Here is a 12,082-nt window from a genome sequence, read left to right as displayed (position 1 = left end):
CAGGGCGCCCTCCAGGAGGGCGACGACGCACTCGCCGGCACCCGGCACGCCGCCCACGCGCGTGTGTCGGCCGCCACCGCCGCCGAGGCGGGCGTCAAGGACGGCGACGCCCTCGCGGTGACCGGTACCTCCGGAACCGTCGAACTCCCGCTGCTGATCACCGAGATGCCCGACCGCGTGGTCTGGCTCCCGCTGAACTCCACCGGCGGGGGCGTCGCCTCCGACACCGGGGCGCTGCCCGGCGCACTCGTCCGCATCGGCCCGGCCACGCTCGCGGGCGAGGCCCCCAAGGAGGTGGAGGCATGAGCCCGTACCCGTACCTCGCTGCCGAAGACCTCTCCATGTTCGGCCGCGACCCCTGGTGGCTGGTCGTCGTCAAGGCGGTGTTCTGCTTCGCCTTCCTGATGATCACCGTGCTGTTCTCGATCGTCTGGGAACGCAAGGTCGTCGCCTGGATGCAGCTGCGCATCGGCCCCAACCGGCACGGCCCCTGGGGCATGCTCCAGTCGCTCGCCGACGGCGTGAAGCTGATGCTCAAGGAAGACCTCATCGTCAAGCGCGCCGACAAGGCGATCTACATCCTCGCGCCGATCGTCGCGGCCATCCCGGCCTTCATGGCGATCGCGGTCATCCCCTTCGGACCGGCCGACAACGAGGTCTCGATCTTCGGCCACCGCACCACGATGCAGCTCACCGACCTGCCGATCGCGATGCTCTACATCCTCGCGGTCGCCTCGGTCGGCATCTACGGCATCGTCCTCGCGGGCTGGAGCTCCGGCTCCACCTACCCGCTCCTGGGCGGCCTGCGCTCCTGCGCGCAGATGATCTCCTACGAGATCGCCATGGGCGCCGCGTTCGCCTCGGTGTTCCTCTACTCCGGGTCGATGTCCACGTCGACGATCGTCGAACAGCAGCACGACCGCTGGTACATCATCCTGCTGCCGGTCTCCTTCATCATCTACGTCATCACGATGATCGGCGAGACCAACCGCGCCCCCTTCGACATGCCGGAGTCCGAGGGCGACCTGGTCGGCGGCTTCAACACCGAGTACTCGTCCATCAAGTTCGCGCTGTTCATGCTCGCCGAGTACGTGAACATGGTCACGGTCTCCGCGGTGTCGACCACGCTCTTCCTGGGCGGCTGGCGGGCCCCGTGGCCGATCAGCTCCTTCTGGGAGGGCGCGAACCACGGCTGGTGGCCGATGCTCTGGTTCGTCATCAAGGTCCAGCTGCTGCTGTTCTTCTTCATCTGGCTGCGCGGCACTCTCCCGCGCGTGCGCTACGACCAGTTGATGAAGCTCGGCTGGAAGGTCCTCATCCCGGTCTCTGTGGTCTGGCTGATGCTCGTCGCGACCGTACGGACCCTCAAGAACGAGAACTACGACTTCGCCGACATCGCCCTCTACATCGTCGGCGGTGTCCTCGTCCTGCTGTTGCTGTCCTTCATCGCGGACATGTTCCGCCAGAAGGCCAAGGAAGACGCGCTACTGGCCGAGGAACCCGCCGGGTTCGACGCGATGGCGGGCGGATTCCCCGTACCGCCGCTGCCGGGACAGGAGTTGCCGCCGGTGCCTCGGCGCCCCTCGCGACGCGAGCGGGAGCTGATTGTCAGTGGTGGCTCGGATACTGGCAGTGACGGATCTCTGGATGGAAAGGAGGCGTCCGATGGCTGAGGAGCCCAAGGAGACCAAACCCGGTTTCCAGAACCCCGTGGCCGGCTTCGGCGTGACCTTCAAGGCCATGTTCAAGAAGCGGCTGACCGAGCAGTACCCGGAGCAGCAGAAGACCACAGCCCCCCGGTTCCACGGACGGCACCAGCTCAACCGCCATCCGGACGGCCTGGAGAAGTGCGTCGGCTGCGAGTTGTGCGCGTGGGCCTGCCCCGCCGACGCCATTTATGTGGAGGGCGCCGACAACACCGACGAGGAGCGCTACTCGCCGGGCGAGCGGTACGGCCGCGTCTACCAGATCAACTACGCCCGCTGCATCCTGTGCGGCCTGTGCATCGAGGCGTGCCCCACGCGCGCGTTGACGATGACCAACGAGTTCGAGCTGGCGGACAGCAGCCGCGCCAACCTCATCTACACCAAGGAACAGCTGCTGGCCGGCCTCGACGACACCATGGTCGACAGCCCGCACGCCATCTACCCGGGGATGAACGAACAGGACTACTACCGGGGCCTGGTGACGGAGGCCGCACCCGGCACGGTGCCCCAAGTCGCCGTATCCAAGGGCGAGAAGCCCGAGGAAGAGGGGGTGGAGGCATGAGCGCGCAGTTCACCGCCGCTGCCTACTCCACCTCCACCGGCGAGGCCTTCCAGTTCTGGGTCCTCGGCACGGTCGCGGTGATCGGCGCCCTGTCCACCATCCTCATGAAAAGGGCCGTGCACAGCGCCCTCTCCCTCGCCGGGACCATGATCATCCTGGCGGTCTTCTACCTCGCCAACGGCGCCTACTTCCTGGGCGTCGTGCAGATCGTCGTCTACACCGGCGCGATCATGATGCTGTTCCTCTTCGTGGTGATGCTGGTCGGCGTCACGGCCGCCGACTCCCTGACGGAGACCATCAAGGGCCAGCGCTGGCTGGCCCTTCTCTGCGGGCTCGGCTTCGGCATCCTGCTGGTCGCGGGCATCGGCAACGCCTCGCTCAGTCAGTTCGACGGCCTGAGCACGGCCAACGCGAACGGCAATGTGCAGGGCCTGGCCGCCCTCATCTTCACCAAGTACGTGTTCGCCTTCGAAATCACCGGCGCCCTGCTGATCACGGCCGCCGTCGGCGCCATGGTGCTCACGCACCGCGAGCGCACCGAGCGGCCCAAGACCCAGCGCGAGCTGTCCGAACAGCGCGTCCGCGAGGGCAAGCACGTCCCGCCGCTCCCGGCCCCCGGTGTCTACGCCCGGCACAACGCGGTGGACGTCCAGGGCCTGCTGCCCGACGGCACCCCGTCCGAGCTCACGGTCAGCAAGACGCTCCGCGACCGCGGCCAGATCCGCGATGTGTCGAACCAGGCGCTCAACGACCTGCGAGCCCTCGAACAGCGCGCCGAGGAGCGCCTGGACCGGACCGGGATCGAAGCGGCGGACCTCAAGCGGACCGAGGAGGCGTCGAAGTGAACCCCGTCAACTACCTCTATCTCTCCGCCCTGTTGTTCACGATCGGCGCCACCGGCGTACTGATCAGGCGGAACGCGATCGTCGTCTTCATGTGCATCGAGCTGATGCTCAACGCCTGCAACCTCGCGTTCGTCACCTTCTCCCGGATGCACGGCAACCTCGACGGTCAGGTCATCGCCTTCTTCACGATGGTCGTCGCCGCCGCGGAGGTCGTGGTCGGGCTCGCGATCATCGTGTCGCTGTTCCGTTCCCGCCACTCGGCCTCGGTCGACGACGCCAGCCTGATGAAGCTCTGAGGGGTCGCTGAATCGTGGAGAACCTGATTGCGCTGCTGGTAGCGGCGCCTCTGCTCGGAGCGGCCGTACTGCTGTGCGGCGGCCGGCGGCTCGACGCCGTCGGCCACTGGATCGGCACGCTCCTGTCGTCCGCCTCCTTCGTGATCGGTGTCGTCCTCTTCACCGACCTCCTGGGGAAGAACGCCGAGCACCGGACGCTCATGCAGCACCTGTGGACCTGGGTCCCCGTCGAGGGCTTCCAGGCGGACGTCACCTTCCGCCTCGACCAGCTGTCGATGACCTTCGTCCTGCTGATCACCGGTGTCGGCTCGCTCATCCACCTGTACTCGATCGGGTACATGGAGCACGACGAGCGCCGCCGCCGCTTCTTCGGCTATCTGAACCTGTTCCTCGCGGCGATGCTGATCCTCGTCCTCGCCGACAACTACCTGCTCCTGTACGTCGGTTGGGAAGGCGTCGGTCTCGCCTCCTACCTGCTGATCGGCTTCTGGCAGCACAAGCCCAGCGCGGCGACCGCCGCGAAGAAGGCCTTCCTGGTCAACCGGGTCGGCGACATGGGCCTGTCGATCGCCATCATGCTGATGTTCACGACCTTCGGGACCTTCGCCTTCGGGCCGGTCCTCAGCCACGTCGGTGACGCCTCCGAGGGCAAGCTCACGGGCATCGCCCTGATGCTGCTCCTCGCCGCCTGCGGCAAGTCCGCCCAGGTACCGCTGCAGTCCTGGCTCGGCGACGCGATGGAGGGCCCGACCCCGGTCTCGGCCCTCATCCACGCGGCGACCATGGTGACCGCGGGCGTGTACCTGATCGTCCGCTCCGGAGCGATCTTCAACGCGGCGCCCGACGCGCAGCTCGTCGTCACCGTCGTCGGTGCCGTCACGCTCCTGTTCGGTGCGATCGTCGGTTGCGCGAAGGACGACATCAAGAAGGCCCTCGCGGGCTCGACCATGTCGCAGATCGGCTACATGGTGCTCGCCGCGGGCCTCGGCCCCATCGGCTACGTCTTCGCGATCATGCACCTGGTGACGCACGGCTTCTTCAAGGCCGGACTGTTCCTCGGCGCCGGTTCGGTCATGCACGGCATGAACGACGAGGTCGACATGAGGAAGTACGGCGGCCTCAGGAAGTACATGCCGGTCACCTTCATCACCTTCGGCCTCGGCTACCTCGCCATCATCGGCTTCCCGGGCCTGTCCGGCTTCTTCTCCAAGGACAAGATCATCGAGGCGGCCTTCGCGAAGGGCGGCACCGAGGGCTGGATCCTCGGCGGCGCTGCCCTGCTGGGCGCGGCCATCACGGCGTTCTACATGACGCGCGTGATGCTGATGACCTTCTTCGGAGAGAAGCGCTGGCAGCCGGACGAGAACGGCAACGAGCCGCACCCGCACGAGTCCCCGAAGACGATGACGATCCCGATGATCGTGCTGGCCTTCGGATCGGTCTTCGCCGGCGGCATCTTCGGCATCGGCGACCGCTTCCTGCACTGGCTGGAGCCCATCACCGGCCACGAGGAGGGCAACTCCCCGGTCAGCGCCCTGACGGTCACCCTGGCCACCATGGTGGTGCTCGTCATCGGCGTCGGGATCGCCTGGGCGCAGTACGGGCGCCGTCCGGTCCCGGCCGTCGCCCCGCGCGGGTCGCTGCTCACCAGGGCCGCCCGCCGCGACCTCCTCCAGGACGACTTCAACCACGTCGTCCTGGTGCGCGGCGGCGAACACCTCACCCGCTCCCTGGTCTACGTCGACCACACCCTGGTCGACGGCGTCGTCAACGGCACGGCGGCCTCCATGGGCGGCCTCTCCGGAAGGCTGCGCAAGCTGCAGAACGGCTATGCGCGGTCGTACGCGGTCTCGATGTTCGGCGGTGCGGCCATCCTCGTCGCCGCGACCCTGCTGATGAGGGCGGTCTGATACCGATGTCCTTTCCCCTCCTGACAGCGACGGCGGCGCTCCCGGCCCTCGGGGCGGTGACCACGGCCGCCGTCCCGGCCGCCCGGCGCACCGCCGCGAAATGGCTGGCGCTGTTCGTCTCGCTGGCGACGCTCGCGCTGGGCATCGTCATCCTGGTGCGCTTCGACCCGGGCGGCGACCGCTACCAACTGACCGAGTCCCACCCCTGGATCGCCGACTTCGGGGTCCGCTACGAGCTGGGTGTGGACGGCATCGCGGTCGCGCTCATCGCGCTCACCGCTCTGCTGATCCCCTTCGTGATCCTGGCCGGCTGGCACGACGCCGACCCCCTGGAGACCGGCAGCAAGCGCTGGCGGCCCACCCAGGGCTTCTTCGCCCTCATCCTTGCGGTGGAGGCGATGGTGATCATCTCCTTCGAGGCCACCGACGTCTTCCTCTTCTACATCTTCTTCGAAGCCATGCTGATCCCGATGTACTTCCTCATCGGCGGCTTCGGCGACCGGGCCCACGAGCACGGGGACGAGGCGGCGGCCACCCAACGGTCGTACGCCGCCGTCAAGTTCCTGCTCTACAACCTGGTCGGCGGTCTCATCATGCTGGCGGCCGTGATCGGCCTCTACGTAGTGGCCGGGAACTTCTCGCTCGCGGACATCGCGCAGGCGCGGGCCGACGGCTCGCTGCACATGGCGACCAACACCGAGCGCTGGCTGTTCCTCGGCTTCTTCTTCGCCTTCGCGGTGAAGGCGCCGCTGTGGCCGCTGCACACCTGGCTGCCCAACGCCATGCAGGAGTCCACCGCGCCGGTCGCCGTGCTCATCACGGCGGTCGTCGACAAGGTGGGTACCTTCGCGATGCTCCGCTTCTGCCTCCAGCTCTTCCCGGAGGCCAGCAAGTGGGCGACGCCGGTCATCCTCGTCCTCGCCCTGATCAGCATCATCTACGGGGCGTTGCTCGCGGTCGGGCAGCGGGACATCAAGCGGCTGGTGGCGTACGCGTCGATCTCGCACTTCGGGTTCATCGTGCTGGGCATCTTCGCGATGACCAGCCAGGGCCAGTCCGGCGCGACGCTCTACATGGTCAACCACGGCATCTCCACGGCCGCGTTGATGCTGGTCGCCGGGTTCCTGATCTCGCGGCGCGGCTCGCGTCTGATCGCCGACTACGGAGGGGTGCAGAAAGTGGCCCCGGTGCTCGCGGGCACCTTCCTGATCGGCGGTCTGGCCACCCTGTCGCTGCCGGGGCTCGCGCCCTTCGTGAGCGAGTTCCTGGTCCTGGTGGGCACGTTCTCGCGCTACCCGGCGATCGGGATCATCGCGACCTTCGGCATCGTCCTGGCCGCGCTGTACACCCTCGTCCTCTACCAGCGGACGATGACCGGCCCGGTGAAGCCCGAGGTCGCCACGATGCCGGACCTGCGACCGCGTGAACTCCTGGTCGTCGCCCCGCTGATCGTGCTGCTGATCTTCCTGGGCGTCTACCCGAAGCCCATCACGGACATCGTGAACCCGTCGGTCAAGCAGACCCTGTCCGACGTACACAAGAAGGATCCCAAGCCCTCGGTGGAGGCGGCCAAGTGAGCGCAACAGCCGTCCACAGCCTGTGGACAACGGCGGCAGCCGCGGACCCGATCTCGAAGATCCCCACACCGAAGATCGAGTACGGGCAGTTGTCGCCCACCTTGATCATCCTCGGCGCGGCGCTCATCGGGGTACTGGTCGAGGCGTTCGTCCCGCGCAAGTCCCGTTACTACGCCCAGGTGTTCGTGTCCGTCGTAGCGCTCTGCGCCGCCTTCGCGGCGGTCGTGGCGCTCGCGGCGGACGGGTACGGCACCACCAAGGCGCACATCGCAGCGATGGGCGCGATCGCGGTCGACGGACCGTCCCTGTTCCTCCAGGGCGTGATCCTGCTGTCCGGACTGGTCGGCCTGTTCACCTTCGCGGAGCGGCGACTCGACCCCGAGGCACACGGCAACCGGGTCGACTCCTTCGCCGCGCAGGGCGCGTCCGTGCCCGGCAGCGACAGCGAGAAGGCCGCGGTCAAGGCCGGTTTCACCACCACGGAGGTCTTCCCGCTCCTGCTCTTCGCGGTTTCCGGAATGCTGGTCTTCCCGTCGGCCAACGACCTGTTGACCCTGTTCGTGGCCCTGGAAGTCTTCTCCCTCCCGCTCTACCTCCTGTGCGCCCTGGCCCGCCGCAAGCGGCTCCTGTCGCAGGAGGCCGCGGTCAAGTACTTCCTCCTCGGCGCCTTCGCCTCCGCGTTCACCCTGTTCGGCATCGCACTGCTCTACGGCTACGCGGGCTCGATGTCGTACGCCACGATCGCGCAGGTCGTCGACGGCTCCATCACCAACATCAACCCGGCCCTCGCCGACACCATGGGCAACGACGCACTGCTGCTCATCGGCGGCGCGATGATCGTCATGGGGCTGCTGTTCAAGGTGGGCGCGGTGCCGTTCCACATGTGGACGCCGGACGTCTACCAGGGCGCGCCCACCCCGGTCACCGGCTTCATGGCCGCCGCGACCAAGGTGGCCGCCTTCGGAGCGCTGCTCCGGCTGCTCTACGTCGTGCTGCCGGGCCTGCGCTGGGACTGGCGGCCCGTCATGTGGGGCGTCGCGATCATCACGATGCTGGGCGGCGCGATCGTCGCGATCACCCAGACCGACATCAAGCGGCTCCTGGCGTACTCGTCGATCGCGCACGCGGGCTTCATCCTCGCGGGCGTCATCGCGACCACCCGGGACGGCGTCTCGTCCGTCCTCTTCTACCTGGGCGCCTACTCGTTCGTGACGATCGGCGCCTTCGCGGTCGTCACGCTCGTACGGGACGCGGGCGGCGAGGCGACGCACCTGTCGAAGTGGGCGGGGCTCGGGCGGAGGTCGCCGTTGGTCGCGGCCGTGTTCGCGGTGTTCCTGCTGTCCTTCGCGGGTATTCCGCTGACGGCCGGCTTCGCCGGGAAGTTCGCCGTGTTCAAGGCGGCGGCGGCCGGCGGCGCGGCCCCGCTGGTCGTGGTCGGTGTGCTCTCCTCGGCGATCGCGGCGTTCTTCTACATCCGCGTGATCGTGCTCATGTTCTTCAGCGAGCCGAGGCCCGACGGACCCACCGTCGCGGTCCCGTCCCCGCTGACCATGGCGACGATCGGGATCGGCGTGGCGGTCACGCTCGTCCTCGGTGTGGCCCCGCAGTACTTCCTGGACCTGGCGAACCAGGCGGGGATCTTCGTCCGCTGAGTACAGGCCGAAGGCCCCGGTTCCCTTCTCGGGGGCCGGGGCCTTCGTGCATGTGCTGTCAGGCTTTCGGGCAGACGACCTCGGGGTTCCAGGGTGCGAACAGGCCCTTGGGATTGGGCTTGTAGATCCAGGCGTGGAGGGTGAAGTAGCCGGGGAGCAGGCCCTTCTGGAAGGTCTGCCCGAACAGCGTCGGCGCGGTCGTCTGGCCCGTGTCCTTCACCATCCACTCGACCGCGACCAGTTGGCGCCCTTCGACGAAGTCGGACCCGTCCGCGTACAGCAGGGCCGCCGGTTTCGCCGGATCGAGTGAATCGATGTTCTCTTGGTTGACATAGTGGTAGCCCATGCCGCCCTCGGGCGGGTTGGCGACGCAGTCGTCGGAGCGCTGGTATCCGGGGCTCGGGATGCCCGCGAACGCCTCGTACCCGTACTTCGACGTGGCCTGATACGTCTTGCTCAGCGTGGTCCACACAGCCGGGTCGGGGTCGGACGCGGCGTGGGCCGGGGCGGCGGTCAGCGCGAAGGCCGCGGCCGTCGCCACCGCGACGGCGGTCTTGACGGCACCCCGCAGGGGCCGGGAGGACAGGGGCCGAGGGAACATGGTGGGGCTCCTTGGACTTCGGGAGGCGTCCGCGCACACGGCGCGCCGTCCGTTCGGTGGCGTGGCGGACCTCCCCCGGCCCGTCCGAGCAGCATGTTCCGGCCGTACCCGTCCCGCCATGTGACGGGAGCCATTCGACTGACCACACCCGGTCACCGTCGCCGGCCTGTGGATAACTCCGACGCTGTCAGCGCGGACCCCTATCGTGGACGCAGTGGTCGAGGGACGACGTACGGGGGACGAGCGATGCACGGGATGGGCGGGACGGTTGTGACGACCGAAGTACGGACGCCGACGGCACACGGCGAGAGCGAGGCACTGGCCACGCTCCACCGCGTCTTCGGCTACGACAGCTTCCGCGGCGCGCAGGAAGAGGTCATCGAGCATGTGGTGGCGGGCGGCGACGCCGTGGTCCTCATGCCGACCGGTGGCGGCAAGTCGCTGTGCTACCAGATTCCGTCCCTGGTCAGAGCAGGCACGGGAGTCGTCGTCTCCCCGCTGATCGCGCTGATGCAGGACCAGGTGGACGCGCTGCGGGCGCTCGGCGTGCGCGCCGGGTTCATGAACTCGACGCAGGACTTCGACGAGCGGCGCGTGGTCGAGGCCGAGTTCCTCGCCGGTGAGCTGGACCTCATCTATCTCGCGCCGGAGCGGCTGCGGCTCGACTCCACCCTGGACCTGCTCTCGCGCGGCAAGATCTCGGTGTTCGCGATCGACGAGGCGCACTGCGTGTCCTCGTGGGGCCACGACTTCCGCCCGGACTACCTCTCCCTCTCACTCCTGGGCGAGCGCTGGCCGGACGTCCCGAGGATCGCCCTCACGGCGACAGCCACGGACGCCACGCACAAGGAGATCACCCAGCGGCTGAAGATGCCGGACGCCCGGCACTTCGTGGCGAGCTTCGACCGGCCCAACATCCAGTACCGGATCGTCCCGAAGGCCGACCCCAAGAAGCAGCTGCTGAGCTTCCTGCGTGAGGAGCACGCGGGCGACGCGGGCATCGTGTACTGCCTGTCACGCAAGTCCGTGGAGGCGACCGCCGAGTTCCTGTCCCGCAACGGCATCGAGGCGGTGCCGTACCACGCGGGACTCGACTCGGGCACACGCGCGGCACACCAGTCCCGGTTCCTGCGCGAGGACGGGCTGATCGTCGTCGCGACCATCGCCTTCGGCATGGGCATCGACAAGCCGGACGTACGGTTCGTCGCCCACCTCGACCTGCCCAAGTCGGTGGAGGGCTACTACCAGGAGACGGGGCGTGCGGGGCGTGACGGATCGCCCTCCACGGCCTGGATGGCGTACGGCCTGAACGACGTCATACAGCAGCGCAAGATGATCCAGTCCAGCGAGGGCGACGAGGCGTTCCGCCGCCGCGCCGCCGCCCACCTGGAGGCCATGCTCGCGCTCTGTGAGACGGCACAGTGCCGGCGCGGCCAACTGCTCGCCTACTTCGGCCAGGACCCCGACGCGGCGGCCTGCGGCAACTGCGACACCTGCCTCACCCCGCCGGAGACCTGGGACGGCACGGTCGCCGCGCAGAAGGTGCTGTCGACGGTGGTACGGCTGCAGCGGGAGCGGGGCCAGAAGTTCGGCGCCGTGCAGATCGTCGACATCCTCATGGGGCGCCGGACCGCCAAGGTGATCCAGTTCGACCACGACCAGTTGTCCGTGTTCGGCATCGGCGAGGACCTGGCCGAAGGCGAATGGCGGGGTGTCGTACGGCAGTTGCTCGCACAGGGGCTGCTCGCGGTCGAGGGGGAGTACGGCACGCTGGTGCTCACCGAGGCGAGCGGCACCGTGCTGCGGCGCGAGCGGGAGGTGCCGTTGCGCAAGGAGCCGAAGAAACCGGCGAGTTCGCGGTCGGGGTCGTCGTCCTCCGGCCGGGGCGAGCGCAAGGCCAAGGCCGCTGCGGTCGAACTCCCCGAGTCGCTCCAGCCCGCTTTCGAGGCCCTGCGTGCCTGGCGTGCGGAGCAGGCCCGTGAGCAGGGGGTTCCGGCGTACGTCATCTTCCACGACGCCACGCTCCGGGAGATCGCGACGGTGTGGCCCACGTCGGTGGGGCAGTTGGGGGAGATCAGCGGGGTCGGCGAGAAGAAGCTGGCGACATACGGGGAGGGCGTGATCGGGGTGCTGGCGGGGCTGGGCGAGGCGCCCGGCGCGGGCTCGGGGGCGGTACCGGCGGCAACCGCGGCTCCGGCTACGGCGTCGGCGTCGGCGTCCGCCTCGGTTCGGGGTTCGGTGCCCGCGCCGGCCCGGGCGGCCGGCGACGGTGACCCCGGTGCGGACTACTGGCCGGAGATGGATGCGGAGCCGGAGCCCGAGGACTGGATATAGGGACCGGGACCGGGGCGCAGGGAGCCGGTACAGCCCTCAGCTCAGTGCCGTCAGCCCCGGTGCGAACACGATCAGCAGGGGCAGCAGGGGGATCAGCGCTGCCACCGTCGTCGTCAGGGCCCGGCGACGGCGGCCCAGCCTCGGGCGGGGGTCAAGGAGGCGGTCGACGCGTTCGCCGAGGAGGCGGTGGCTGGAGGCGCAGGAGAGGACACCGCGGTGGTTGTTCAGCTCGATCAGTGCCAGCGCCGTGGTCAGGTGGCCGCAGCGGCGGGAGGCGGTGTCGTCGGCGGCGAGTTCCACCAGCCGGTGGGTCTGGTCGCAGAAGTGGGCGAACAGCGGGACGCGCGGGAAACCCGAGGCCAGCGCGGTCGACAGATGCAGCAGCCAGTCGTGGTGGGCGCGGGCGTGACCGCGTTCGTGGGTGAGGACCGCGTCGAGCTGATGGCCGGTGAGGCGGTGCAGGGCGCCCGTGGTGACGACCAGTTGGGGCGGGTGGCCCGGCATCCACCAGGCGTCCGGGTACTCGTCCTCCAGGACCAGGAGGGGGCCGCGCGCCGGGGGCAGCCCGGCGGGCAGGTCGGGGGCGCGCTCCCGCAGAT

Annotated in this window: 11 protein-coding genes; 9 read left to right on the top strand and 2 right to left on the bottom strand. The window is 68.7% G+C overall.

Annotated features, from left to right (window positions below; genetic code table 11):
* From R6V09_RS32560 to nuoN, 8 genes are all read left to right on the top strand, one after another.
* Window positions 1-306: molybdopterin dinucleotide binding domain-containing protein (locus R6V09_RS32560; RefSeq protein WP_317885052.1), on the top strand; the 306-nt coding region annotated here is incomplete at its 5' end.
* Window positions 303-1,673 carry an NADH-quinone oxidoreductase subunit NuoH gene (gene nuoH / locus R6V09_RS32555; RefSeq protein ID WP_317885051.1) on the top strand — a complete coding sequence of 457 codons (1,371 nt, stop codon included), beginning with the start codon at window positions 303-305 and terminating at the stop codon, window positions 1,671-1,673. The genes R6V09_RS32560 and nuoH, both read left to right, overlap by 4 nt.
* Window positions 1,666-2,268, top strand: a complete 603-nt coding sequence (gene nuoI, locus R6V09_RS32550; RefSeq protein ID WP_317885050.1) for an NADH-quinone oxidoreductase subunit NuoI — start codon at window positions 1,666-1,668, stop codon at window positions 2,266-2,268. Before nuoH ends, nuoI begins: the two co-directional genes overlap by 8 nt.
* Complete coding sequence (locus tag R6V09_RS32545; protein ID WP_317885049.1) at window positions 2,265-3,113, top strand: NADH-quinone oxidoreductase subunit J; 849 nt, start codon at window positions 2,265-2,267, stop codon at window positions 3,111-3,113. The genes nuoI and R6V09_RS32545 overlap by 4 nt, the downstream gene beginning before the upstream one ends.
* Window positions 3,110-3,409, top strand: coding sequence for an NADH-quinone oxidoreductase subunit NuoK (gene nuoK / locus R6V09_RS32540; protein ID WP_016437642.1), 300 nt, complete (start codon window positions 3,110-3,112; stop codon window positions 3,407-3,409). The genes R6V09_RS32545 and nuoK overlap by 4 nt, the downstream gene beginning before the upstream one ends.
* 14 nt (window positions 3,410-3,423) lie before the next feature.
* Complete coding sequence (nuoL, locus tag R6V09_RS32535) at window positions 3,424-5,319, top strand: NADH-quinone oxidoreductase subunit L (protein ID WP_317885048.1); 1,896 nt, start codon at window positions 3,424-3,426, stop codon at window positions 5,317-5,319.
* 5 nt (window positions 5,320-5,324) lie between these two features.
* Window positions 5,325-6,896: an NADH-quinone oxidoreductase subunit M gene (locus R6V09_RS32530; RefSeq protein ID WP_317885047.1), complete on the top strand. Its 1,572-nt coding sequence runs from the start codon at window positions 5,325-5,327 to the stop codon at window positions 6,894-6,896.
* Window positions 6,893-8,548 (top strand): NADH-quinone oxidoreductase subunit NuoN, encoded by a 1,656-nt coding sequence (gene nuoN / locus R6V09_RS32525; protein ID WP_317885046.1) that lies wholly within the window; start codon window positions 6,893-6,895, stop codon window positions 8,546-8,548. The genes R6V09_RS32530 and nuoN overlap by 4 nt, the downstream gene beginning before the upstream one ends.
* Window positions 8,549-8,606: 58 nt before the next feature.
* Here nuoN and R6V09_RS32520 read toward each other — a convergent pair whose 3' ends face one another.
* Window positions 8,607-9,149, bottom strand: coding sequence for a hypothetical protein (locus R6V09_RS32520; protein WP_317885045.1), 543 nt, complete (start codon window positions 9,147-9,149; stop codon window positions 8,607-8,609).
* A gap of 255 nt (window positions 9,150-9,404) precedes the next feature.
* Here R6V09_RS32520 and recQ point away from each other — a divergent pair, with 255 nt between their 5' ends.
* Window positions 9,405-11,483 carry a DNA helicase RecQ gene (recQ, locus tag R6V09_RS32515; protein WP_317885044.1) on the top strand — a complete coding sequence of 693 codons (2,079 nt, stop codon included), beginning with the start codon at window positions 9,405-9,407 and terminating at the stop codon, window positions 11,481-11,483.
* Window positions 11,484-11,519: 36 nt separating this feature from the next.
* Here recQ and R6V09_RS32510 read toward each other — a convergent pair.
* Window positions 11,520-12,082 (bottom strand): M56 family metallopeptidase (locus R6V09_RS32510; RefSeq protein WP_317885043.1); only part of this gene is annotated, 563 nt, incomplete at its 5' end.

Source organism: Streptomyces sp. W16, assembly GCF_033194735.1.
GTDB lineage: Bacteria > Actinomycetota > Actinomycetes > Streptomycetales > Streptomycetaceae > Streptomyces.
Note: the sequence above shows the minus strand (reverse complement) of the source record. Positions and strands in the feature narration are given on the sequence as shown.

Coding starts and splice junctions, on each gene's coding strand:
- nuoH (WP_317885051.1), top strand. CDS start 303: ATGAGCCCGTACCCGTACCTCGCTGCCGAAGACCTCTCCATGTTCGGC.
- nuoI (WP_317885050.1), top strand. CDS start 1,666: ATGGCTGAGGAGCCCAAGGAGACCAAACCCGGTTTCCAGAACCCCGTG.
- R6V09_RS32545 (WP_317885049.1), top strand. CDS start 2,265: ATGAGCGCGCAGTTCACCGCCGCTGCCTACTCCACCTCCACCGGCGAG.
- R6V09_RS32530 (WP_317885047.1), top strand. CDS start 5,325: ATGTCCTTTCCCCTCCTGACAGCGACGGCGGCGCTCCCGGCCCTCGGG.
- R6V09_RS32520 (WP_317885045.1), bottom strand. CDS start 9,149: ATGTTCCCTCGGCCCCTGTCCTCCCGGCCCCTGCGGGGTGCCGTCAAG.
- recQ (WP_317885044.1), top strand. CDS start 9,405: ATGGGCGGGACGGTTGTGACGACCGAAGTACGGACGCCGACGGCACAC.